Source organism: Hyphomicrobium sp. ghe19 (assembly GCF_902712875.1).
GTDB lineage: Bacteria > Pseudomonadota > Alphaproteobacteria > Rhizobiales > Hyphomicrobiaceae > Hyphomicrobium_B.
The window spans coordinates 1,877,870-1,901,008 of the sequence record NZ_LR743509.1 but is presented as its reverse complement, the minus strand read 5'-3'; the positions used below and the strand labels follow the sequence as shown (position 1 = coordinate 1,901,008).

The 23,139-nt window shown below is 60.0% G+C and carries 20 protein-coding genes; 13 read left to right on the top strand and 7 right to left on the bottom strand.

Translation table 11 applies throughout. The features are described 5' to 3' along the window. Nucleotides 1-14: 14 nt before the first annotated feature. Both soxZ and soxY read right to left on the bottom strand, forming a co-directional pair. Nucleotides 15-338, bottom strand: a complete 324-nt coding sequence (gene soxZ / locus AACL53_RS09055; RefSeq protein ID WP_339084171.1) for a thiosulfate oxidation carrier complex protein SoxZ — start codon at nt 336-338, stop codon at nt 15-17. Nucleotides 339-350: 12 nt separating this feature from the next. Continuing rightward, entirely contained in the window at nt 351-839 is a 489-nt protein-coding gene (gene soxY / locus AACL53_RS09050) for a thiosulfate oxidation carrier protein SoxY (RefSeq protein ID WP_339084169.1), read from the bottom strand. Between the two features lie 189 nt (nt 840-1,028). Between soxY and AACL53_RS09045 the strand changes: the two genes are divergently transcribed. The 5 genes from AACL53_RS09045 (at nt 1,029) to AACL53_RS09025 (ending at nt 9,884) form a co-directional block, all read left to right on the top strand. Then, nucleotides 1,029-2,345 (top strand): NAD(P)/FAD-dependent oxidoreductase, encoded by a 1,317-nt coding sequence (locus AACL53_RS09045; protein ID WP_339084168.1) that lies wholly within the window; start codon nt 1,029-1,031, stop codon nt 2,343-2,345. Between the two features lie 290 nt (nt 2,346-2,635). After that, on the top strand, nt 2,636-5,113 hold the full coding sequence (locus AACL53_RS09040) for an acyl-CoA dehydrogenase (protein ID WP_339086917.1): 2,478 nt from the start codon (nt 2,636-2,638) through the stop codon (nt 5,111-5,113). A gap of 34 nt (nt 5,114-5,147) precedes the next feature. Then, nucleotides 5,148-7,166 carry a 3-hydroxyacyl-CoA dehydrogenase NAD-binding domain-containing protein gene (locus AACL53_RS09035; RefSeq protein ID WP_339084167.1) on the top strand — a complete coding sequence of 673 codons (2,019 nt, stop codon included), beginning with the start codon at nt 5,148-5,150 and terminating at the stop codon, nt 7,164-7,166. Nucleotides 7,167-7,180: 14 nt separating this feature from the next. Continuing rightward, nucleotides 7,181-8,485: an acetyl-CoA C-acetyltransferase gene (locus AACL53_RS09030; RefSeq protein ID WP_339084165.1), complete on the top strand. Its 1,305-nt coding sequence runs from the start codon at nt 7,181-7,183 to the stop codon at nt 8,483-8,485. A 79-nt stretch (nt 8,486-8,564) separates the two neighbouring features. Further along, a complete protein-coding gene (locus AACL53_RS09025; protein ID WP_339084163.1) occupies nt 8,565-9,884 on the top strand; it encodes a cyclopropane-fatty-acyl-phospholipid synthase family protein in 1,320 nt (439 codons plus the stop codon). A gap of 4 nt (nt 9,885-9,888) precedes the next feature. On the opposite strand, the gene AACL53_RS09020 is transcribed toward AACL53_RS09025, so the two are convergent. Next, nucleotides 9,889-10,326 carry a MerR family DNA-binding transcriptional regulator gene (locus AACL53_RS09020; protein WP_339084161.1) on the bottom strand — a complete coding sequence of 146 codons (438 nt, stop codon included), beginning with the start codon at nt 10,324-10,326 and terminating at the stop codon, nt 9,889-9,891. Then, entirely contained in the window at nt 10,323-12,041 is a 1,719-nt protein-coding gene (locus tag AACL53_RS09015; protein WP_339084160.1) for a long-chain fatty acid--CoA ligase, read from the bottom strand. Before AACL53_RS09015 ends, AACL53_RS09020 begins: the two co-directional genes overlap by 4 nt. Before the next feature lie 317 nt (nt 12,042-12,358). Between AACL53_RS09015 and AACL53_RS09010 the strand changes: the two genes are divergently transcribed. The 5 genes from AACL53_RS09010 to AACL53_RS08990 all read left to right on the top strand — a co-directional run bounded on the left by AACL53_RS09010 (nt 12,359) and on the right by AACL53_RS08990 (nt 16,813). Beyond that, complete coding sequence (locus AACL53_RS09010; protein WP_045836129.1) at nt 12,359-12,628, top strand: acyl carrier protein; 270 nt, start codon at nt 12,359-12,361, stop codon at nt 12,626-12,628. Nucleotides 12,629-12,720: 92 nt separating this feature from the next. Then, nucleotides 12,721-13,962 carry a beta-ketoacyl synthase gene (locus AACL53_RS09005; protein WP_339084159.1) on the top strand — a complete coding sequence of 414 codons (1,242 nt, stop codon included), beginning with the start codon at nt 12,721-12,723 and terminating at the stop codon, nt 13,960-13,962. Between the two features lie 227 nt (nt 13,963-14,189). Beyond that, the gene (locus AACL53_RS09000) at nt 14,190-14,570 is read left to right on the top strand and encodes a cyclophilin-like fold protein (protein ID WP_339084157.1); all 381 of its coding nucleotides are present in this window, start codon (nt 14,190-14,192) and stop codon (nt 14,568-14,570) included. Between the two features lie 46 nt (nt 14,571-14,616). Beyond that, nucleotides 14,617-15,759, top strand: coding sequence for an alpha-hydroxy acid oxidase (locus AACL53_RS08995; protein WP_339084155.1), 1,143 nt, complete (start codon nt 14,617-14,619; stop codon nt 15,757-15,759). 601 nt (nt 15,760-16,360) lie between these two features. Continuing rightward, complete coding sequence (locus AACL53_RS08990; RefSeq protein ID WP_339084153.1) at nt 16,361-16,813, top strand: hypothetical protein; 453 nt, start codon at nt 16,361-16,363, stop codon at nt 16,811-16,813. 20 nt (nt 16,814-16,833) lie between these two features. Here the strand turns inward: AACL53_RS08990 and AACL53_RS08985 are convergent, their stop codons facing one another. Then, a complete protein-coding gene (locus AACL53_RS08985) occupies nt 16,834-17,067 on the bottom strand; it encodes a hypothetical protein (RefSeq protein WP_339084151.1) in 234 nt (77 codons plus the stop codon). Between the two features lie 374 nt (nt 17,068-17,441). Here AACL53_RS08985 and AACL53_RS08980 point away from each other — a divergent pair, with 374 nt between their 5' ends. Further along, nucleotides 17,442-18,575 carry a glycosyltransferase family 4 protein gene (locus AACL53_RS08980; protein WP_339084149.1) on the top strand — a complete coding sequence of 378 codons (1,134 nt, stop codon included), beginning with the start codon at nt 17,442-17,444 and terminating at the stop codon, nt 18,573-18,575. Nucleotides 18,576-18,601: 26 nt separating this feature from the next. Here the strand turns inward: AACL53_RS08980 and AACL53_RS08975 are convergent, their stop codons facing one another. Both AACL53_RS08975 and AACL53_RS08970 read right to left on the bottom strand, forming a co-directional pair. Then, on the bottom strand, nt 18,602-19,636 hold the full coding sequence (locus AACL53_RS08975; protein ID WP_339084148.1) for a glycosyltransferase: 1,035 nt from the start codon (nt 19,634-19,636) through the stop codon (nt 18,602-18,604). A 14-nt stretch (nt 19,637-19,650) separates the two neighbouring features. Next, the gene (locus AACL53_RS08970; RefSeq protein WP_339084147.1) at nt 19,651-20,466 is read right to left on the bottom strand and encodes a glycosyltransferase family 2 protein; all 816 of its coding nucleotides are present in this window, start codon (nt 20,464-20,466) and stop codon (nt 19,651-19,653) included. A gap of 172 nt (nt 20,467-20,638) precedes the next feature. On the opposite strand from AACL53_RS08970, the gene AACL53_RS08965 reads away from it, so the two are divergent. Both AACL53_RS08965 and AACL53_RS08960 read left to right on the top strand, forming a co-directional pair. Then, nucleotides 20,639-21,142, top strand: coding sequence for a hypothetical protein (locus AACL53_RS08965; RefSeq protein WP_339084146.1), 504 nt, complete (start codon nt 20,639-20,641; stop codon nt 21,140-21,142). A gap of 268 nt (nt 21,143-21,410) precedes the next feature. Then, nucleotides 21,411-23,138 carry a sulfatase-like hydrolase/transferase gene (locus tag AACL53_RS08960; protein WP_339084145.1) on the top strand — a complete coding sequence of 576 codons (1,728 nt, stop codon included), beginning with the start codon at nt 21,411-21,413 and terminating at the stop codon, nt 23,136-23,138. Nucleotide 23,139 lies beyond the last annotated feature (1 nt).

Sequence of the window (23,139 nt, the reverse complement as noted above, 5' to 3'; positions counted from 1 at the left end):
ATGCCCACGGCAACCTAAGCCAAATTCAGCGGAGCCGTCGCAACCGTCGTAACGCCGTGATCGTCCGTCCACGCGATTTCGAAAATGCCGGGGCCGGGAACGCGCATGTAAAATGCCAGATACGGATTCGCGGAAATGCCCGGCCCGAACTCGGCGCGAAATATTTCCTTTCCGTCGAACTTCGCAACGAAAGCATGGATGATGTCGCGCGGTATCGGCCTGCCGGTCTTGTCGTGACGATTGCCGGTCTCCATCACGTGGGTGATGAGTGTCTTGACCTCGATGACGTCGCCGGCCTTGGCGGTCTCGGGAAGCTTGATGCGCGGATTGGCTGCCATGGTGTTTGCCCCTCAAATCCCGCAGCCGCCGATGACGACCTTGACGAGCGTCGTCGAAATCAGCATCTCGCCGTTCGATTGCTCCGCCAGGACCACGACGTCCTGCGTCTTCGCCAGCCGCATCCGCGACTGCACGCGCGCGACGGCGTTGACCGGCGACAAATTGAATGTGGCGACATGCGCGGCGGGATTTTCCGTCGAGAGAAGGTGGATCGCCTTGATGTAATCCGCATCCGTCATGGGGCTGTCGACGGCGATGGTGACCGGCACGAAATTCCCGTTCTCGGCCGTCTCGGGCAGATCAACCGTGATCTTGCCCTCGATCGGACTGGCGGAACCGGCGATCCGGGCGAAATCATCTTTGAATTTTTGGCTGGGGGCGGGCGCGCCGGGCTCCGGGGCCTCGGCTCGCGCAACGAACGGAGCAAAGACGGCCGCTGCGGCACCCGCCGCAACGAATTCACGACGGCTCAGAATTGAAATATCGATGGGATCTGGCACGCGCCGGGCCTCGAAGCTGAAGGTTGCGTGTAATATAGGATACCCGCACGCGCGACCTCCAGCTTCCTTACGATTTATTTTCCTGACACCGGGTAACTGCCCGTGGCAAATGAGCCTTTGAAACGCCTAAGCTAACGGTCAAAAGGCGCGGCCGAACCTGAAGCCGGTGTCGAAATGAGAGGCGGGGGAATGACCGAGATCACGCGCCGCGAATTTGCTCTGCTGACCGCGGGCGCAAGTTTCGCTGCGGCGTCCGAGCTGCCGGGACCGGCTCTTGCTGCAGGCCGGGCCAAGATCGTCGTCATCGGCGGCGGCCCCGGTGGCGTGACCGTCGCAAATCGCCTCAAGTCATCCGACCCGCGCCTCGAGATAACGCTGATCGAGCCGAAGGAAAAATATACGACCTGCTTTTATTCGAACCTTTATCTCGGCGGGTTCCGGTCCTTCAAATCGATCACGCACGATTATACGGGCGTGAAGAAGCGCGGCATCGACGTCGTCACCGATGCCGCGACGGCGATCGACACGAAGGCAAAGACCGTGACGCTGGCGCGCGGCGGCTCACCCATGAAGTACGACCGGCTCGTCGTCGCTCCGGGCATCGATTTCAAATACGAGACGATAGAGGGCTACTCGCCGGAAGCCGCCAAGATCATGCCGCACGCGTGGCAAGGGGGCGAGCAGACGTGGCTGCTGAAGGAAAAGCTGCTGGCGCTGCCCGATGGCGGCCTAGTCGTGATGTCCGCCCCGCCCAATCCGTACCGGTGCCCGCCAGGCCCGTATGAACGCGCCTGCATGATCGCGCACTTCCTGAAAACGAAGAAGCCGAAGGCCAAGCTCGTCCTTTTCGACGCTAAGAAAACATATTCGAAGCAGGCCGTCTTCGAGGAGGCGTTCGAGGAATATTACAAGGGCATTATCGAGATCAACCTGACGAACGAGATCGACGATTTCGCGGTCGTCAAAGTCGATGCCGCGACCGGGATCGTGACGACGAAGGCCGGGCGCACGGAGCGGGCCGCCCTCGCCAACATCATCCCGGCGCAGAAGGCGGGATCGATCGCGGTCCACGCGGGCCTCGCCGAGAACGACTGGTGTCCGGTCCACCCCGAGAACTTTGCTTCGACGAAGGCGAGGGACGTCTACGTCCTCGGTGATGCAGCGATTGCGAACGACATGCCGAAATCGGCGTACTCGGCCGTCAGCCAAGCGGGCGTCGTCGCAGCCGACATCCTTGCGAGCCTCGATGCGAGGCCGCGCGCACCCGGCAAATACAGAAATACCTGCTGGTCAATGCTCGCCCCCGACAACAGTGCTAAAATCGGTGGCGATTACGTGCCGGCAACAAAGGATGGAAAACCCTATCTCGAAGTCAAAGAGCCGTTCATTTCCAAACCCGACGATAGCGCCGAGCTTCGCCGCGAGACCTATCAGGAGAGCGCCGAGTGGTATCAGACCCTCGTCGCCGATCTTTTCGGCGAGGCCCCCGAGAAGCCCGTCCGCTGATTTCTGCAATCCTTAAGGATTAGCGCGCAGCATCTGTTCTAACGGATTGGGAACGGGATGGGCGAGGGTAATGTACCTGCAAGTTAGGCGCGGTTGCAGAAACGTGATTAACTGGGCGCGAGACATGGCTGAACGACTGCAGGATACCTGAGGCCAGGAACACCTCGTGGCGCCTCTTTATGGCGCCCCGACTGGACTGCACACGAGAAATCCCTAGATTGACGTATACGTTAACGCTGATGACTGGGCTTGCCGCGATTGCGGCGGCGGCCCGTATGGGAGGCACGGAAATGGCGCCCGTCGTACTTTTACTGGTGGCTTTGATCGGCTTCCTGGCGCTGGGAATGATCAGAGCGCCGCTTTGGGGGTGGGCCGCCGCGGTCGGCGTCTTCACGTGGCTCGCGACTGACGGCAGCCTTTGGCCACTCACGTGGGTCGCCTGGTTGCCGTTCGTGGCGCTCGCCGTGCTTGCGATCCCGACCATGCGCCGGAAGTTCGTCGTCGCGCCGGTCTTCGCTCAAATCCGCAAAATTCTCCCCAAAGTCTCTGACACCGAGTCCCAGGCGCTCGAAGCCGGGACCGTCGGCTTCGACGCCGAACTTTTTTCCGGCACGCCCGACTGGGACAAGCTCCAATCCATTCCGCCGATTGAACTGACGCCGGAGGAACAGGCGTTCCTTGACGGCCCGACGGAAGAGCTCTGCCGCCTCATCAGCGATTGGCAGATCCGCCATAACCTGCACGAGATCCCGGACAACATCTGGGACTTCGTCAAGACGCACGGCTTCCTCGGCATGCTGATCTCGAAGGAGCACGGCGGCCTTGGATTTTCGCCTCAGGCCCAATCGCTCATTCTCGGCAAGATCGCCTCGCGCTCGCCCGACGTTGTGACGATCGTCATGGTCCCGAATTCGCTCGGACCGGGCGAGCTGATCGAGAAGTACGGCACCGACGAGCAGAAGCACTATTACTTGCCGCGTCTTGCGAAGGGCGAGGAAGTGCCCTGCTTCTCGCTGACCGGCCCGACCTCCGGCTCCGACGCCGCCACCATGCGCGACATCGGCCACGTGACGCGCGGGACGTATCAGGGGAAGGACACGCTCGGCATCCGCCTCTCGTGGGACAAGCGCTACATCACCCTCGGGCCGAACGCGACGCTCGTCGGCTTGGCCTTCCGGCTTTTCGACCAGGACAATCTGCTCGGCAAAGGCGAAGACGTCGGCATCACGCTTGCGCTCATCCCAGCCAACCATCCCGGCGTCAACATCGGACGCCGGCATCTGCCGTCCGGCGCCGCGTTTCCGAACGGCCCCAACTGGGGGAACGACGTCTTCATCCCGATGGATTGGGTCATCGGCGGCGAAGCCATGGCCGGCCACGGCTGGCGCATGCTGATGGAATGTCTGTCCGCCGGGCGCGCGATCTCGCTGCCGTCGTCGGCGACGGCCGGCGCCAAGATGATGCTGCGCGTAACGTCCGCATATGGCCGCATCAGAAAGCAGTTCGGGCTCCCCGTCTCGCGCATGGAAGGCGTCGAGGAACCGCTCGTCCGCATCGTCGAGACCGCTTACGTCAACGAGGCAGCCCGCGCCATGACGGCCGCGATGGTGTCACGAGGCGAACGGCCGTCGGTCATCTCCGCGCTGATGAAATACCAAACGACGGAGAAGATGCGCCGCGCCGTCAACGACGCGATGGACATCCACGGCGGTCGCGGCATTTGCGACGGCCCCGCGAACTATCTGCAGTCAGCCTACCAGATGGTCCCCGTCGGCATCACGGTCGAGGGCGCCAACATTCTGACGCGCACGCTGATCACGTTTGCGCAAGGCGCGCTCCGCTCGCATCCGTATCTCTACAGGGAAGTGCAGGCGGCGCAGGACACCGATAGAAAACGCGGCCTCGATACCTTCGAAGACGCGTTCAATAATCACATCGCCTTTTCGCTATCGAATGCGACGGGCGGCTTCGTCCACAACCTGACGGGCGGCGCCTTCGTCGCGGCACCCGCCGGCGCGCTGCGCATGTCCCATTGGTACCGCCAACTTGGACGCGCCAGCCGCTCCTTCGCGTTCGTTGCCGATCTCACGGTCGCGCTGCTCGGCGGCGGCCTCAAGACGAAGCAGAAGATCACCGGCCGGATGGCGGATGCCCTATCCGAGCTTTACATGCTCTCGGCGACATTGAAGCGTTACGACGATGACGGCCGCCCGGCAGGGGACGAGTATATCGTCGATCTCGCCGCACAGAACGCGCTCTATCGCTTCCAGGAAGCCGTCGGAGGCACGATCGACAACTTCCCCGTCCGCTGGGCGCGGCCGCTGATGCGCGTCGTCGTCTTCCCGCTCGGACGCCGCTTCAAACCCGCGTCCGATGTGCAGGGCCACCTCGTAGCGCGCCACGCGTTGCAGCCGGGAGATGTTCGCGACCGCCTGACACGGCACATTTTCGTATCGAAGGACGTCAACGATCCGACCGGCATCCTCGAAGTGACGCTGGAAAAGGTGATCGCCGCCGAACCCATCGAGAAGCGGCTTGAGAAAGCCATCCGCGACGGCGTCGTACGGCGGTATCATGGGATTGACTGGTTCGCCGAGGCTGAAGCGAAGGGCGTCATCACCGCGGCGGAGGCCGATCAGCTCCGCGAGGTCGAACAGCTCGTCGCCCGCGTGATCGCGGTCGATCATTTCGATCCGGAAGAATTGAAACCACACTATGTGACGCTCGGTCATAACGCGCGCGGAGCCGAGAGCCTGGCAGCGGAATGAGCCGGGTTGAAGTCTCGAACGATTGAGGTGAGTGATGATGGACGCAGCGGCTGAAGCGAATGAATCGCAGTTGAAAGACTGGCGTTTCAAGATCGACGGCGAAAATATTGCCTGGGCGACGTTCGATCGCGAAGGCGAAAGCGCGAACTCACTCGGGCGGCGTCCCATCGAAGAGCTGAACGCGATCATTGAGCGCGTCGAGGCGGAAGCTCGCGCAAAGACCGTTCGCGGCCTCGTCATCATGTCGGGGAAGGAACGCGGCTACATCGTCGGCGCCGACATCCGCGAGTTCGAGACGTTCCAGAGCGAGCAGGATGTCATCGCCGCCCTGAAGCCGGTCAATGATCTGCTCGACCGTATCGAAAAACTTCCGGTGCCGGTTGTCGCAGCCATTCATGGCGTGTGCGTCGGCGGTGGCTTGGAGCTGATCCTCGCCTGCCATTACCGCATCGCGACACGCGATGACTCAACGCGCGTCGGCTTCCCGGAAGTGAAGCTCGGCATCTTCCCTGGTTTTAACGGCACCGCACGCTCGATCAAGCAGGCCGGCCCGATGGCGGCGATGCAACTGATGCTGACGGGCGGCATGATCCGCGCGACCGTCGCAAAGGCCCAGGGCCTCATCGACCAACTCGTCGGCAGCCCCGGAGAGCTGCATTGGGCAGCGCGCAAGGCCGTGCTGCAGAACCGCCGTTCGAAGTCGGCCGGTCTCGCCAAGATGCTGCTGACCAAGTGGCCCGTGCGCGGCCTGCTCGCCAAGAAAATGCGTCAGGAGACGGCGAAGAAGGTTCGCGAAGACCACTATCCCGCGCCCTTCCGCCTGATCGACCTGTTCGAGAAATTCGGCGGCGACCTCGACACGATGAAGCGCGAGGAGACGAAAGCCTTCGCGCCGCTGATGGTGTCCGATACCTCACGGAATTTGCGTCGCGTCTTCCGCTTGACGGAGCTGCTGAAAGGGCAGGCGCCGAAGGGCTTCAAATGGCGGCCGAGCCGCGTCCACGTCATCGGCGCAGGCACCATGGGCGCCGATATCGCTGGCGTCTGCGTCGCATCCGGCATGGAAGTGACGTTGCAGGATATCTCCGCCGAGCAGCTCGAGAAGGGCATCAAGGCGCAAGGCAAACTCTTCGCGCGGAAATTCAAGACGAAGCCGGCGCGCGATGCTGCAAAGGCGCGGTTGATTGCGGACCCTGAAGGCAAAGGCATTTCGCGGGCCGACGTCATCATCGAGGCGATCGTCGAGCGGCTCGATGTGAAGCAGAAGCTCTTCACCGATCTCGAAACGAGGATCAAGCCGGGTGCCGTGCTCGCGACGAACACGTCCTCGCTGAAGCTTGAGGACATCGCCGCCCCGCTGAAAGATCCGGGCCGCTTGATCGGTCTGCACTTCTTCTCGCCCGTCGCGCAGATGCCGCTCGTCGAAGTGGTACGCGGAGCCAACACGCGTGACGAAGAAGTGAAAAAAGGCGCAGCTTTCGTCACCGCGATCGACAAGTTCCCGCTGATCACGAAGGACGTCCCGGGCTTCCTCGTGAATAAGGTGCTCACGCCCTACATGTTCGCCGCGATGAAGCGTCTCGAAGAGGGTGAGGACAAGGAAAAGATCGACGAAGCGGCGCGCACGTTCGGCATGCCGATGGGCCCGATCGAGCTGGCAGACAACGTCGGCCTCGACATCTGCGCCCACGTCGCGAAAATTCTGGGCCATTCGAGCGAAGGCTCCAGGCTCGACCGGCTCGTTGCCTCCGGCCGCCTCGGCAAGAAAACCGGCGAAGGCTTCTACGTCTGGAAGGACGGCAAGCCCGTCAAGTCGGACAAGAAATTCGAGAAGGCGGATCTCGATCGCCTCGGACGCGAGCTTGTCGATCCGATGATCGCGGAAGCACAGAAATCGCTCGACGACGGCGTCGTCGAAACCGCTGACCTGGTCGATGCGGGCATGATTTTCGGGACCGGCTTCGCGCCGTTCCGCGGCGGCCCGTTGCACTACAGGAAGAGCTTGAGCGCGGCCGGTCCCGCATCCGCTCCGCACGCTGCAGCAGCCGAATAGTTTGGGAGATTGAAATGGCACGAGAACTCCGGCGCGTTGCAGTGATTGGCGGTGTCCGCATCCCGTTCTGCCGTTCGAATACATTTTATACCGACCTCTCGAACCTCGACATGATGGCCGCCGCCTTGAACGGACTGGTCGACCGGTTCGGACTCAAGGGCCAGCACATCGACGAGGTCGTCGGCGGCGCAGTCGTCACGCACTCCAAGGATTTCAACCTGGCGCGCGAAGCCGTCTTGTCGACGAAGCTCGCGCCCTCGACACCCGGCGTCACGCTGATCCAGGCGTGCGGCACCTCGCTGCAATCGGCGCTCATGTCGGCTGCCAAGATTGCAACGGGCGAAATCGAAAGCGCGATCTCCGTCGGCTCCGACACGACGTCGGACGCCCCGATCGTGTTCTCGAAGAAATTCTCGAAGCGCCTCGTTGGCGCGCAGCAAGGCAAGACGGCGCTCGACAAGATCAAAGTCTTCAAGGGACTTTCGCCCACCGAGCTTGCGCCGCAGCCGCCGAGCGTCGCCGAGCCGCGCACGGGGCTGACGATGGGTCAGCATTGCGAACTGATGGCACAGGAATGGCACATTCCCCGCGCCGATCAGGACCAGCTCGCCTACGAGAGCCACAAGAAGGGCGCCGCCGCTTACGACGAAGGCTACATGGACGATCTGATCGTTCCCTGCGCCGGCGTCTTCCGCGACAACAACTTGCGCCCCGACATCACGCTCGAGAAGCTGGCGAGCCTAAAGCCCGCCTTTGAAAAATCCGAGCGAGGCACGCTGACAGCCGGTAACTCCACGCCGCTCACCGACGGCGCCGCGACCGTGTTGCTCGCGTCCGAAGAGTGGGCCAAGGCGCGCAATCTTCCGGTGCTCGCGTATCTGACGTTCGGCCAGCACATCGCCAACAATTTCGTCGGCGGCGACGGCTTGCTGATGGCGCCGACGATCGCCGTCTCGAAGATGCTCGACCGCGCCGGCCTCACGCTTCAGGACTTCGACTTCTACGAACTCCACGAGGCATTCGCCGCGCAGGTCCTGTGCACGCTCAAGGCCTGGGAAGACCCGGCTTACTGCAAGACGCACATGGGCAAGGATGCGCCACTCGGGTCGATTGATCGCTCCAAGCTCAACGTCAAAGGCTCCTCGCTCGCCTTCGGCCATCCCTTTGCGGCGACTGGCGCTCGTATCGTTTCCAATCTTGCCAAGCTTTTGTCGACGAAGGGCGGCCGCGGCCTCATCTCGGTCTGCACCGCGGGCGGCATGGGCGTAACGGCGATCATGGAAGCCCCGCAGACGATCGAGGCCCGCGCCGCGGCGTAATGCGCCGGATGTGGAAGAGAAGACTTGGCCGTTTCGATGCGCTATTGAGCTTGCGGCCGAAGGCAAGCGAGGGACGCGCATGAGTGCGAAGGACGACAGGCAACTCGAGGCGGCACGTTCGCTTGTCCGCGATCTCGCTGGCCGTCTCAATGCCGATGGCTGGGTCCGATTGTGGGACGGCACGCGCCTGCCGCTCGGCAGCGCGCCGAAGTCGGACTTCGAGATTTCCATCCGCGATCCGGGCGTCATCGGCTCAATCCTCCGCCGTCCGTCGCTCGATTCGATCATTCGCCAATACGTCGAGAAGGGCATCGATTTCTCAGGCGGCACCCTCGTCGATTTCGGCTTGGGCCTCCAGGATGGCCGCAAGTCCAAATCCATAAAGATGAAGCCCGGCGAGTTCGCGAGCCTTGCTCTGAAGCTGTCGCCGTTCCTCTTCGCCAAAACCGCGGACGCACGCGACGCTCATGGCTTCGGAGGCGAGATCACCGGCAAGAACCGCAAGACCGAGGACAACAAGGCCTACATCCAGTTCCACTACGACCTGTCGAACGACTTTTACGCGCTCTTCCTCGATCCCGAGATGGTCTACTCGTGCGCGTACTACACGGATTGGACAAACGGCGTCGAGCAGGCGCAGCACGACAAGCTCGAGATGATCTGCCGAAAGCTGCGGCTGAAGCCCGGCGAGCGCATGCTCGACATCGGCGCCGGCTGGGGCGGCCTTCTGTGTCATGCGGCCAAGAACTACGGTGTCATCGCGCACGGCGTCACGCTGTCGGAAGAACAGCTCGCGTTTGCGCGCGCCAAGGCCAAACGCCTCGGCATCGAAGACCGGGTGACGTTCGAGCTCAACGATTACTCGAAGCTGACGGGCACCTACGACAAGATCGCCTCGATCGGCATGTACGAGCACATCGGCCTGAAGAACATCCCGGCGTACATGAGGAAGGTTCGCTCGTTGCTCGCCGACGACGGCCTGTTTCTCAATCACGCCATCTCGCGCCGTGCGCACAAGCCAAAGACAGGCTGGATGAAAGCCCGCATGCGCCCCGAAAAGAAGGCGATTGCGAAATACATTTTCCCGGGCGGCGAATTGGACGATATCGGCCATTCGATTTCGGCAATGGAGCAGGCAGGGTTCGAAGTCCACGACGTCGAAGGCTGGCGGCTCCACTACGCACGGACCTGTCAGCTCTGGTGCGAACGCCTGACGGCGAACCGCGAGCAGGCCATCAGCTACGTCGGCGAAGAGAAGTATCGGATTTGGGTTGCGTATCTGGCGGGCGTAAGCTTGGCGTTTTCGCGCGGTACGCTGCGTCTGTTCCAGACGCTCGCATCGAAGTCAGCTAAGCCCAACCCCGTTCTGCCGCCGACGCGCGCCGATCTGTATCGCTGAAGGTTCAAGTGTTCTTTTTGAGATGCGCTTCGCAGCGTGCGCGGATCTCTGAGAGGTCCGCCAGCGAGCGCTCGATGTCATGCCGCTTCGTCTCGAGGTCGGCGATGGCGGCCGTCACCTTGTCAAAGAGGTGCCGGGTCTGCGCGAGTTGGCCGGGATCTGAATCGTAGAGCGAGAGATAGTCGCTCACGTCTTCAACCGTGAAGCCGAGGTTCCGTCCACGCAAAATCAGGATGAGCCGCGCCCGGTCCCGTTTCGAATACCGCCGCGCCGTCCCGATGCGCTCCGGCGATATCAGCCCACGACTTTCGTAAAAGCGGATGGCGCGCGTTGTGATCCCGAATTCTTTGGAGAGCGCCGAAATGGTGAAGGAGGACTCGTGATGCGCATCCTGATGAGCGCTTGGAGCCGCCCGAAGCGCGTCAGCGGTTTTGCCGGTCATGTTGCCAGACGGCCGCGATTGGCTTCCTCGGCCGCCAACTCCTTCTTGGACAGCTTCCCGATCATCGTCTTGGGCAAGCTATCGCGAAACTCGATTGCGGCCGGCATCTCGATCTTGGAGATCTTCGGCTCCAGATGCTTGAGAATGTCTGCCGCTGTCGCCGACATCCCGCTTTTCAACTTGATGAAAGCTTTGGGCGCTTCGCCCCGGTAATCGTCGGCGATACCGATGACAGTCACTTCTTCGACTGCTGGATGCGTGTAGATCGCCTCCTCGATGCGCCGCGGATAGACGTTGTAACCGGAGCAGATGATGAGATCCTTGATCCGGTCGACGATCGAGAAATACCCGTGCTCGTCCATGATCGCGACATCGCCCGTGCGCAGGAATTCGCCGACGAATTGCTTTTCCGTCTCCGCCGGCTTTTTCCAATAGCCCTTCATGATCTGTGGGCCCTTGGCGCAAAGTTCCCCGCGCTCGCCCTGCGCGACTTCCTTTGTCGGGTCTTCGATGTCGCGAAGCGAAATGGTCGTACCGGGCATCGGCGGCCCGATGGACCCCAGGACAGGCTCCTCCTGAACAGGATTGCAGGTGAGCACGGGAGAAGCCTCGGAAAGTCCGTAGCCTTCGACGACCTTTGCCCCCGACACCGCCTCGAACTTGAGTTTGACCTCCATCGGCAGAGGCGCCCCGCCCGAAATGCAAAAGCGCAGCGATGAGACGTCGTAGGATTTGAATTCGGGATAGTTGAGCATCGCGGTGAAAATCGTCGGGACCGCAGGCAAAACAGTCGGCCGCTCGCGATTGAGCAGCTTGAGAACTTCGAGGAGCTGAAAGCGCGGAATCAAGATGATCTTGGCTGCGAGTTCAACGCCCATGTTCATCACGACGGTCATCGCGAAGACGTGGAACAGCGGCAGCGCCCCGAGAATGCTTTCTTTTCCGGGCTCGAGATCGACGGCCCACGCCGCAATCTGGGCGGTGTTGGCAGTCAGGTTTGCGTGCGTCAGCATCGCGCCCTTGGGCGTGCCCGTGGTGCCGCCGGTGTACTGCAGCACCGCGACATCTTCGTCCGGATCGATGCTGACGGGGGTCATCGGCGCGGATGTCGCGGCTAGTGTCATGCCGTTGATGACGCGATCGGCCGCGCGCGACGCTCTGAAGTCCGCGACATCTTTCCTTTTTAGCAGGCGAAAGAGCACAGATTTTAGCGGCGGCAGCACGCTGGCGAACGGAATGACCACCGATCGCGCGATAACGCCGCTGAGCATCAGTGCCTCAGCCTTGGAAAATAGCAGGCTCAGATCATGCGTCACCATGATCTCAGTCTCGCTATCCGTGACTTGAAACGTCAACTCTTCGAGAGTATAAAGCGGATTGAAATTGACGACTGTGCCGCCAGCTTTCAGTATTGCAAAATAATAGACAATGAACGTTGGAGTGTTTGGAAGTAGAAGGCCGACTTTGGTGCCCCGCTTTACACCTATTGACTGCAGGCCCGCCGCGACCCGATCGACCTCCGCCGCCAACGTCGAATAGCTCGTTGTCCGGCCGAGAAAGCTGATGGCGGGATTACCGGGAAACTGGTTCGCCGCACGTTCAAGAAGCTCCGGCACCGTTCGTTTCGGTATCGGCATGTTCCAATCGACGCCACGCGGGTAATGATCGACCCACAGGGGAGATATCGTCGTCGCCTGAGATGCTTCGAGTTTCATATCCGTCCGGTATGTTTGGATTTTATGTTATCCGGATCCCGTTTACTTCGCTGAACTTTCGAACGCTTGCGGTGCTCGCTCAATATTAGTCAAATTCGGTTTCCGAAAGCTAGCGTTCGATCAAACCTATCCCCTCTAGGATAGTACAACTTTGGTACCTCACGAGGGGGCTCAGACGGTGCGCGACGGTCGGCGTCTAGACTTGCCGGTTGTTTAAGGATAAGTGACCCCCCCGCTTGCTGAAGAAATGGTCTTGGCTTAGGTAGATGCCAAGCAAAACTGGCCCATCGCAGACATTGCGAGGGTGGGAGAGGCCGATGGACGAAGTCGCGACTAAGGTTATCGAAATCCTCAAGAAGCATATGAAGGAGCCGCGCGACGACATCTCGCTCGACACCCAGCTAACAGATCTCAAGATCGAGTCCCTTGATCTTGCGATGATCGTGTTCGACATCGAAGATGGCTTTGGGATCGAGATCCCATACAACGCCAACGAGGAAGTCGAAGCCTTCAAGACTGTTGGCTCGGTCGTAGATCGAGTGAAGTCGTTGATCGCCGCCAAGCAGGCTTCCGCAGCCAAAGCTTAACGGCCTCGCGGCGTCTTCGGGCGTAACGGGAATGAATGCCGGAGGCCCCTTATGGGGCTTCTGTGCGTTCGTCAGACAAGAAAGATTGATTGATGTCGAATGGTAAACCGGGGCGCCGTGTCGTCGTCACGGGCCTCGGAGTAGTAACTCCGATTGGGTCGACTGTGCCTGAGTTCTGGGCCAGTTTGAGGGCCGGGAAGTCCGGCGTCAGCCCGCTCGGCGGATTTCCGTTGGACGATCTCAAGATTCTGATCGCAGCGCAGATCAAGGATTTCGATCCCAAGCAGCGATTGAAGCATTTCAAGCGCGACCGCATCATCACGCTCGCCGACCGCTATTCGTGGTTCGCCGCCGCAGCCGCCGATGAAGCGATCAAGATGTCCGGCCTCGAGATGCCGCTGACCGATCCATATCGCTCGGCCTGCATCATCGGCTCTGGCGCCGGCGGCCTCACCACGTTCGAGACCGCGTATCGCGACCTTTTCATTCATAACAAGCGCGCGACCCATCCGCTGACGCTTCTGCGCATCATCGGTTCGTCGGCTGCCGCTCACGTCGGCATCGAATTCGGCGTCAAGGGACCGACGTTCGCAACGTGCTCGGCATGTTCGACCGCAACGCATGCCATCGGCATCGCGCGCGACTACATCCGTGACGGCGTCGCCGACGTCGCCATCGCCGGCGCGTCCGAATCCGTCATCAACTACGGAACAATGAAGGCCTGGCAGGCGCTCCACGTTCTGTCGCCCGAGGGATGCTTCCCGTTCGCCAAGAAGCGCAATGGCACGGTCCTGGCGGATGGCGCCGGCATCCTCGTTCTTGAGAGCCTGGAACACGCTGAAGCGCGGGGCGCCAACATCCTCGCCGAGCTTCGCGGCTTCGGCATGGCGTCCGACAGCCAGGACATGGTCAAGCCGACCGTCGAAGGCCCGAGCGTCGCCATGCTACAGGCGATCGCGGAAGCTGGAATTACGCCAGACCAGATCGACTATCTCAATGCCCACGGAACAGCGACGACGGACAACGACATCAACGAGACGAAGGCGATCAAGAACGTCTTCAAGGATCACGCCTACAGGCTCGCGATCTCCTCGACGAAGTCGATGCACGGCCATCCTTTGGGTGCGGGCGGTGGCATCGAAGCCGTCGCGACCATCATGGCGATGCGCGAGAGCTGGGCACCGCCGACCATCGGGCTAGATGAGCCGGGTGAGGGATGCGATCTCGACTACATCCCCAATGTCGGCCGCGAGATGAAGCTTCGGTACGCAATGTCGAACTCGCTTGCGTTCGGCGGTCTGAACACATCGCTGGTCTTCGGCCCCGCTCCCTGAGCGCAGATTCTCGGTGCTTGTCTGAAAGCCTCGCGGGTGCTCTTCGCATCTGCAGCATTGGCAATCCGTCGCTCGCCGAACGATTCTAGGCAACTTTCGGCCGGCGAGTGGCATTTTGTTCGGGTTCGAAGCCGTGAAGCCCCTTGTGGGCGGAGAGCCTCGATGAGAGACTTCGCATCTGCGACCGTAGACGATCCCGGTCGCGCAGCTGATCGGGATTGTGCGGTATGCGAAAAATCGTCATCCGGGCCGGGGGTGTTGCTATTCGAGCAAGGCTACTCGACACGCCGACCGCCGAGCGCATTTGGGCTGCGCTCCCCATCGAATCCGCGGCGCGCACATGGGGCGAAGAAATTTATTTCGACGCGCCGGTCAGCTCCGCGGCTGAGCCAGACGCGCGCGTCCTCGTCAAGGCAGGCGACATCGTCTTTTGGCCCGACGGCGATGCGATCTCGATCGGCTTCGGGCCGACGCCGCTATCGAAAACCCGCGGGGAAATTCGCCTCGCCGGACCTTGCAACGTCTGGGCACAGGCTCTGGATGACGTCCGCCAGCTCAAATCCGTCCACCCGGGCGTAGCCATTTCTGTCAGCGAAGCCGAGGCTTGATTTCGCTTCACTGAAAATCGACGGGTGAGTTCTTCGGACGGACCGCGTGACACTCGACTCTGTTGCCTGCATCGAAGATCTTCGGCGTTTAGCGCACCGTCGGGTGCCGGCCGACGTCATGGGTTATTACGAATCCGGCTCGTATTCGGAAGAAACGCTCCGCGCCAATCTCCGCGACCTCGCGAATATACACATCCGCCAGCGCGTTCTCGCAGGCGCTGACAATCGAAATCTAACGCAAACCATTCTAGGGCAGAAAGCTCATCTGCCGTTCGCGCTCGCGCCGGTCGGGATGAGCGGATTGGCATACCGCGATGGTGAGATAGCAGCCGCTCGTGCCGCCGAAAAAGCCGGTGTCCCATATACGCTCAGCACGCTCTCGATCTGCTCGATCGAGGACGTAGCTGCCGCTGTCACGCAGCCGTTCTGGTTCCAGCTCTACTTTATGAAGGATCGCGGCTTCGTTGCCGATCTCATTGCTCGCGCGCGAGCTGCGAAGTGCTCCGCTCTCGTGCTGACGGTCGATCTTCAGGTTCTAGGCCAACGCCACCGCGACATTCACAGCGGCCTCACAGTGCCGCCGCGCCTCCGCCTTCGCACGATCGCGAACACACTGTCGAAACCTGCCTGGATCGCCAATGTCCTCATGGGCAAAAGGAAATCCTTCGGAAACGTCCAAGGGCGCATCGCCGGAACCGAGGGCCTCGCCTCCTACAGGGATTGGATCGGCAGTCAGTTCGACCAGGCGCTGTCATGGGACGACGTCGCCTGGGTTCGCGAGCAATGGCCCGGCAAGCTCATTATCAAGGGCGTCCTCGACGTCGACGATGCACGCCTCGCGGCCAAAACAGGAGCGAGCGCAATCGTCGTTTCCAACCACGGCGGCCGCCAGCTCGACGGCGCCGTGTCGTCGATCTCCATGCTGCCGCGCATCGCTGACTCTGTCGGATCGGACATTGAGATCCTGTTCGACGGTGGCGTCCGATCCGGCCAGGATGTGTTCCGCGCGTTGGCGCTTGGGGCGAAGTCGTGCCTGATTGGGCGCGCCTATCTCTACGGCTTGTGCGCCGCGGGCGAGGCGGGCGTCAGCAAAGCCATAGACATCATCGCCAAGGAACTCGACGTCACGATGGCGCTCGCAGGCGTGCGCACCATCGACGGGATAACGCCAAGCACTCTTGAGGCCTGAACGAGGCTATTCGAGCCGGTTCAGATTGCGCAGTGTCGGGAACAGCTTCATCCGCAAGCTTGTTCGTGCCCCCGCAGACCCGACACCTGCCTGCGCCGCTTCTGAAAGTTGATGAGAGCGTGTTCGACATTCCATGCGTCGAACACTCGGCTGGCCGCGAGATCAACCAAGAACATGCCTGTGTTGCCTGGGTTGAACCCGCATACGATCCCTACTTTCCACATTCAAAGCGGGATAGGGTTCAGTATTGGACGGGCTTGCGACTCCTCCCGGCGTTGAGCAAAAGCGGTTTTGAATGACCGAAGATACGATATGTTTTTGCATGCCCCTGATTGGCCGGCTCGCATCGAACAATTGGGATCATGTCGTCGAGTTGTTGGACCAGACCCTTCAGTCCGTACTTACGCAGGAAGGAAACATTCGGGTTCTCGTGGCATGCAACGATGTTCCAGCTTCCCGATTCATTTATGATCCCCGATTGGAATTTCTTCACGTAGAAGGAGCAGTCCCTCAGACATGGGGGGAAAAGATACGCGACAAGACGATCAAACTTCGCAGGATCGCCGAAGAAGTTTGCCGTCGCGGAGGCGGATACGTTGTGATGATGGACGCGGATGATCTCGTCAGTAATCGTCTGACGCGGCACATAGCAAGCACGGACAATAAGATCGGCTACCTATTTCAGGCCGGATATTTGTTCAATGTCGCTGGACAGAGTTTCGGCCTGACGAATGATTTTCCAATCCATTGCGGCACATGTGCTGTTTTCTACGTCGGAGAAAACGATCTAACGCCGGGCGTCGGCGTTTGCGCGATCATAGAGCAGGGAAAACACACCGAGTACGCCAAGCACAGCGAAGCAATGGGACGGAGGCTGGAGGCAGTTCCTTTTCCTGCTGCAATCTATCTGAGACATCACGGAGACAACGTCAGTCTGGCGAGGAAATCAATTCTGCGGTTTCGAAAGACGAGAAATTTCCTTCGCCGCCTCGTAAACCGAATTTACATCAACGACGAAATTCGCGCTGAATTCAGCGTTCCACCGCATTATTGAACGATCACGCGGTCGACGGTTCACTTCGCCTTTCGCGCCCTGATGAACTCGGCAATGGCGCGTGTCGCGCGGAAAGCCTGATTGACCGCAGCAACGACGAGCAAGCACGCGCCGAGCCAAAGCATGATCGCTATCGCATAGTCGACGAGATTGCGGCCATTCCCCAGGACGGCATGAACGATTCCGAAAATGCCTAGCACGACCAGGAAGATCAGCGCGATCGGCGCAAAATCGGGTTGTTCGTCTTGGGGCACCGTCTGATCCCGTCAATGCATGCTGTTATTGTTGCGCGGATGCCATCACGGAATAGCCAGCAACGCAACGCATACAAAACAGTAACAAAACGAACGCTATTCAGCCTTTGCTGACCACCAAGAACTCCTGACGAGCCCATTTTAGTGGCTTGCCGGGGGGTACAATGGCGATTGGTCAAAGGTGGGCGTTTTCCCCCGGGTCCATCGGGTCGCTTTATCAACGTTATCAAGCTGGAAGCGGCAGCGGCTTCCACAAGGATCGACCGCGGCCCGGTCGCCTTCTCAACAATCTGAAGGAAATCGAACGTACAGAGAGCTGTCGGTCGGGCAGCGGTGATTCGCCAAGCGGTAACGCGGCCGGAGTGTCGACGCCGGTGTCCGTACGTGACCTCGAGATCGTCACGCCGAATTTCACCCGGCGCCTGTCGGGCGTCACGTCCACACTCGAACGGATTTTGCCTGTTTTGGCGCGTAGCGCGAGAATTGCAGCCCTGGGTCCTGGGCTGGCGCCATCGACGCCGAAAATGAGCGTTCTCGATTTGCCGATGTTACGGCGAAAGCCAGCTGACGGAGAATATCGGATCTGGCACGCGCGCCGGAATATCGAGATGCTGGCTGGGGTCGTGCTGCGGGACGTGCTTGGTTTTCCTCTACGGCTCGTGTTCACCTCGGCTTCACAACGGCATCATACCCGCTGGACACGTTCGTTGATCGCCCGCATGGACAGGTTGATCGCGACGTCCACAAAGACAGCAACGTATCTCCAGTATCCGGCGACAGTGATTGGCCATGGCATCAACGCCGACGCGTTTCATCCGGCTCAAAACCGGGCTGCTGCGCGCGATGAGCTTGGTCTTCCCGGCCTGAAGCTGGTTGGCTGCTTTGGCCGCATTCGCCCCGGAAAAGGCAGCGATGTTTTCGTGGACGCGATGCTGCGCGTACTCGCGCCGCGCCCCGGCGTCGGAGCAGTATTAGTAGGGCGTGCAACCGTTACGCATATGGACTTTCTGGAAGCGCTTCGGAACAAGATCGCCGCTGCAGGGCTCGCTGACCGGCTTCTGATTTTGCCGGAAGTCGGAACGTCGGAAATGCCACGCTGGTATCGCGCGCTCGACGTCTTTGTCGCTCCGCAACGATGGGAAGGATTTGGGGTCACGCCGCTCGAAGCGATGGCAAGTGGCTTGCCGGTCGTCGCGACGACGGTCGGAGCTTTTCCGGAGATCGTGGTCGATGATACCGGTATTTTGGTCCCGCCCTCGGATGTCGAGGCACTCGCGACAGCCACGGCCCGCTTGCTGGACGATCCGGAACGTGCTGCGAAAATGGGAGCAGCAGGCCGCGCCCGCGTCGCAGCAGAGTTCTCGATTGAAACCGAAGCAGAAAAGATCCTCGAAGTTTACCGCGCCTTATTGCAATGCCCGGCGGCGGACGCGAACGCGAACGCGAACGGTCTCGATGGTCTGCCACTCGGCGACGTGGAATACTCGCACAGCAACCACACGCATTGATCGAGGGACTTCTAAGCGAGGCAAGTCTACGCTGGTGTCGAGGGTTTCTGCCTGAAAAGATCGATGTAGGCGTTGGCGACCGCCTCTTCGGAAAACCAGTCGGAAAGCGTCCTATTCCCGTTTTCGGCAATTCGCGCCGAGAGATCCGGATTAGCGATCAATCGCGCGATTGCGTCCGAAAGACCTTTCACGTCGCCGATGTCGACGAGCAATCCGTTCTCGCCGTCCCGCATGAACCAGGACGGCCCTTCTGCGCGGCTCGATACAACTGGCTTTTGTTGCGCCCAAGCTTCGAGGATGACGTTTCCGAGCGGCTCGTGGCTCGATGGCATAACGAAAATGTCGGCAGCAGCGAGATACGGACGCGGATCGGATTGCCAGCCGAGAAATCGTATCCGATCAAGCGTGCCGAGATCCATTGCCAGCTTTTCGAGGTTAGCGCGCTCTTCGCCGTCGCCTGCGAGCCAAAGATGTACTCCGGGCAGCAGCGAAACAGCCGCGATGAGCTGCGCAAAGCCCTTACGCTCAACGAAGCGGCCCATCGACATGATCACAGGCGCCGAAGACGGCGTGCCGAGTGCCGTGCGATCGGCTGGAGCGGCACGATCGGTGTTCGTGAAGTTGGAGATAACCTCGACGCCGCGCTTCCATCCGATTTTTCGGACATGCTCGCCGATGGCCGGCGTGTTGCAAACGAGAACGTCGCAGTTTTTGAAATAGCTTAGATTTGTCGGGAAGTCGCCGAGCCGTGAGATCCTTATGCAGTCCTTGTAATTCGGCATGAGGCGGCTTGCCCTCGTAGCCCACGCGAAAAGCGCGTCAGGCTTCGTCGTTCGAGCGATGCGCTTGACCTTGAGCGGCAACAAAATCCTTTCGGGCGATAGATTGCGGAAGTTGCTTTCGATAATGTTCGCGAAGCCCTCGATCTCGCCGCGCCAACTTCTGTCCTTGCGAATGACGACGGTCTGCTCCAGGCCGCGTCGGGCGAGTGCACGGACGAGGTGAACGAAAAAGCGCTCCGCGCCGCCGTCCTTGCCGAAGTGATAGTGCATCACGTGCATTCACGAACCCGTAGCTAGCCGGCTGAGTCGACAATGGGATGGTGCTTCATCGCGTGACGTTGATAGATTTTGGCTTGAGTCAAAAACGCATACACCGCGCCGGTTGCAGATTGGATGAAGCCTGGAACGCCACAGCGCCATAGACCGTGTCTAAAATAAAGCCGGAGGAAATAAGTCGGCGGACTGAAGATCAGCTTCAACACGCTCGCACGCTTTCCTTGCGCCACCTGCTGATCCGCCTTGAGGGTGGAGTAACGATTTTCCTTCAGAATCTGCTCATCCATTATCAGCGGACGAAAATGCAGGATGCTGCCGGCGTCGGCATCGTTGACCTGCCCCGAGGGAATAATGCCCTCGTGAACCCTTTGCGATAGATCGTAAGCGCCATTGCCTTTCCGGATAAGACGAAGGTTTTTGCGTTCGCGCACGTGCTCCGGCGTGTACCCGAGACCAATCAAATAGGGCCGCCGTGCCACACGCCAGCCGACGATGGCGGCGTCCGCCGCGATCAGGTTCGGTAACGCCCTGGCGAGTGTCGCATCCAAACGTTCGTCGGCATCGATGTTGAGAGCCCAAGGCTGGTTGCATTGATCGAGCGCGAACTGCTTCTGTGCCGCGTAACCGCGCCAGGCCTCCTGGAACACGAGTATCGGCCATCCCTTGTCGATGTAATTGCGGATCAACGCGAGCGTGCCATCCGTCGATCCGGAATCGACGATGACGATCTCCGCGCAATTGACGAGGCTCTCTATGCAATTGCCGAGATAGCGCTCTTCGTTGAGGCAAATGATATACGCAGAAATGGGAAGACGAGACACGGCGTCGTCCATAGGCGGTCTCCGCAAAGCCCGGAAGATATAAACGCCACGTTCGCAAGCGCAATGTGCGTCTGCATTTCCATCGCGCTGAGATAGTTACAGACTTGTATGATTTCGACTTCGATCGTTTCGCGACAGACGCCGGCGACGGGTATCCTTGCCGCAATCGTCAACGGCACTGGCATTGTCTAAAAGGCCATTTTGGGGCGCGCCTCGCAAGCCGCGGCCCTGCGGAACCGCGGCGAATAACGACGGCTCTAAGAGCGCGCGTAAAAATTTCTTCTATTCCAATGACGATGGGCTGCTCGTGTCATTCCGGCAGGGAGACTACAAGTATGTCGTCTCCGAACAGCGCATGGAAGGCTCGATTGGCCTATGGGCCGAGCCTTTCACAACGCTTCGCTTGCAGAAAATCTTCAACCTTTTTCAAGATCCCTTCAAACGCGCAGGCATCACGTCGAACACGTTCTGGGATCGGCAGCTCAGCCACGTGGGCTCGATGTATGGCGTAATGGATGACGTCTTCCAATTCGCGTCGACGTTCAAGGACTGTCCGCTACGCTCGTTCCCGCCGAGCTTCAATCCGGCAAATATCCTGGACGAGGAGATGGACCAAATTAAACGCAAGGAGGCGTTCAAGACGAACTTGGACCCGCATTCGCGGCGGCTTGAACAGGATGACCGATGACCGCGCGATTACATCCGGACCACAGCACCACGCGGCCCTAGCGTCACGGGAAGAAATCCTCGACGGAAAATAGACATCTCCTAAGCCCCACCCAGTGGAGTCAAAGCGCAGCCGTCCGGTTTGCATCGCAGCATGAGGGCGAGGCCCAATATTTGCCGTCCGGCAAATATATCTGCAGTGCAACAAGAAGAATCGTATTGAACTAAACTAGACGAGAGCTACGCTCTTTTGCCCGCCGACCATGGGCTTCCAAAGCGATGGCATTCACATGAGTGTCGAACTGATCGATCGGACCGGGTCGCTGACGCGCACCGGTGACCAGCCGCTTCAGCGTCAGTTTTCGGCTGCGACCGTCAGGTTTGCGACGAGCGCGATCGCTGTAGGGCTTGCTTACTACCATTGGTGTTACGAAGGTTGGCTCCAAACCATCATCTTCGCAGCAGCGATCACGGCGGCTCTGGTATGTGCCCTGACGTTTCTATCCAGGCGCATCCTTTTTTCAATCACGCTGATCGCACTATTGGTCGCGTCGATCGTCATCGCCTCCGATATCAAGCAGCACTACATCGAGATGGTGCTGCATGCCTACGACGTCGTGTTTTACCTGATGTCATGGTCGACCGTCGTCTACCTATGGACGGACCACAGGTCGATGTTGCTCGCGCTTCTGGCGATGCTCACATTCGCTACCGTCGCGGGCCTGGTGCTTTGGCGCCTTGATAGCTCGCGTGTTCCACGTCGTATCAGTGGCGGGCTATTCATTCTTTTCGTCGCCCTGAGTATCGGGGCGAGCTACGCGAAAGGCGAACGGCGGAATACGCAGTTTTACTGGGACCATCTCTACGTTTCGTCGTTCTATTCCTCTTGGTCGGAGACTTTGCAGACCCTATGGAAGGGCCAGTTGTTCGACGCCCTGAAATCCCAGCCGATGCCGCCTTTCAAAATTCCCACGTGCGCTCTGCAGCAGAAGCCGCCGCACATTATCCTGATCCATCAGGAAAGCGTTTTTCCTCCTTCATACTTCTCCGAGATCGATTACGACCACCGGCTCGACCCGTTCTTCAAATCGTTCGACGGACGACTGCACAAACTACGCGTAGAAACATACGGGGGAGCATCCTGGCTCACCGAGTTCTCGGTTCTCGCCGGCGTGTCTTCCTATTCATTCGGCGGGATGCGCACGTTCGTCCAGTCGCTCATGCAGGGAAAAATCCACGACGCCGTGCCACAGGTTCTGGCCCGCTGCGGATATCACAACAGCGTCTTCTACCCGGTTCCGAAGGCGTTTGTTTCCAATGATCGCTTCTACGCGACCGTCGGAATGCCGGAGATCTTCGATTACAGGGCGCAGGGGGCAAAGCGCTTCGACGAGCGCGACCGTTTCTACTACGCAAACGCGTTGAACGACATCGAACGCCACGTCGCGGTCTCGAACAGCCCGCTCTTCACTTTCGTCATCACGTCGGCGACGCACCTTCCGTACGACAAGACGTACGAGCCAGACGTGCACGTTTCGGGCGGCGGCCCCGGAACCGATCCGGAAATGAATGAATATCTGCGCCGTCTCGCGCTGGCGCACATCGACTACGATGAATTTCGCGCGGCGCTCTCCAAGCGCTTTCCAAACGAGCGCTTTCTCATCGTGCAATACGGCGATCATCAACCGATCGCAACGCGCACGCTGCTTGGCTTCGACGCGAGTTCGTTCGCCGAAGACATCAAGCTGACACCGGAAAGTCGCGGGCTGCTGACCTACTATTCCGTCGACGGCGTGAACTATAATCCCGCGTCTTTGCCGGAGGTCGACGTTGTCGATGTTCCCTATCTAGGCACGATCATGCTGCAGGCTGCACGTTTGCCTTTGCCCGATTCATATCGAGAACGATTGCGCCTTTTGGGCCTCTGCGACGGACGCTACTTCACGTGCAAGAAGTCGCAGGAGATCCTTGCGTTCCACCGGCGGCTTATGGATTCCGGCCTCATCGATGCGCGCTGAT

Excerpts from the sequence above, each read along its gene's own strand:
- soxZ (WP_339084171.1), bottom strand. The coding sequence starts at position 338 with ATGGCAGCCAATCCGCGCATCAAGCTTCCCGAGACCGCCAAGGCCGGC.
- AACL53_RS09045 (WP_339084168.1), top strand. The coding sequence starts at position 1,029 with ATGACCGAGATCACGCGCCGCGAATTTGCTCTGCTGACCGCGGGCGCA.
- AACL53_RS09040 (WP_339086917.1), top strand. The coding sequence starts at position 2,636 with ATGGCGCCCGTCGTACTTTTACTGGTGGCTTTGATCGGCTTCCTGGCG.
- AACL53_RS09035 (WP_339084167.1), top strand. The coding sequence starts at position 5,148 with ATGATGGACGCAGCGGCTGAAGCGAATGAATCGCAGTTGAAAGACTGG.
- AACL53_RS09030 (WP_339084165.1), top strand. The coding sequence starts at position 7,181 with ATGGCACGAGAACTCCGGCGCGTTGCAGTGATTGGCGGTGTCCGCATC.
- AACL53_RS09025 (WP_339084163.1), top strand. The coding sequence starts at position 8,565 with ATGAGTGCGAAGGACGACAGGCAACTCGAGGCGGCACGTTCGCTTGTC.
- AACL53_RS09020 (WP_339084161.1), bottom strand. The coding sequence starts at position 10,326 with ATGACCGGCAAAACCGCTGACGCGCTTCGGGCGGCTCCAAGCGCTCAT.
- AACL53_RS09015 (WP_339084160.1), bottom strand. The coding sequence starts at position 12,041 with ATGAAACTCGAAGCATCTCAGGCGACGACGATATCTCCCCTGTGGGTC.
- AACL53_RS09010 (WP_045836129.1), top strand. The coding sequence starts at position 12,359 with ATGGACGAAGTCGCGACTAAGGTTATCGAAATCCTCAAGAAGCATATG.
- AACL53_RS09005 (WP_339084159.1), top strand. The coding sequence starts at position 12,721 with ATGTCGAATGGTAAACCGGGGCGCCGTGTCGTCGTCACGGGCCTCGGA.
- AACL53_RS09000 (WP_339084157.1), top strand. The coding sequence starts at position 14,190 with ATGCGAAAAATCGTCATCCGGGCCGGGGGTGTTGCTATTCGAGCAAGG.
- AACL53_RS08990 (WP_339084153.1), top strand. The coding sequence starts at position 16,361 with ATGATGGACGCGGATGATCTCGTCAGTAATCGTCTGACGCGGCACATA.
- AACL53_RS08975 (WP_339084148.1), bottom strand. The coding sequence starts at position 19,636 with ATGCACGTGATGCACTATCACTTCGGCAAGGACGGCGGCGCGGAGCGC.
- AACL53_RS08970 (WP_339084147.1), bottom strand. The coding sequence starts at position 20,466 with ATGGACGACGCCGTGTCTCGTCTTCCCATTTCTGCGTATATCATTTGC.
- AACL53_RS08960 (WP_339084145.1), top strand. The coding sequence starts at position 21,411 with ATGAGTGTCGAACTGATCGATCGGACCGGGTCGCTGACGCGCACCGGT.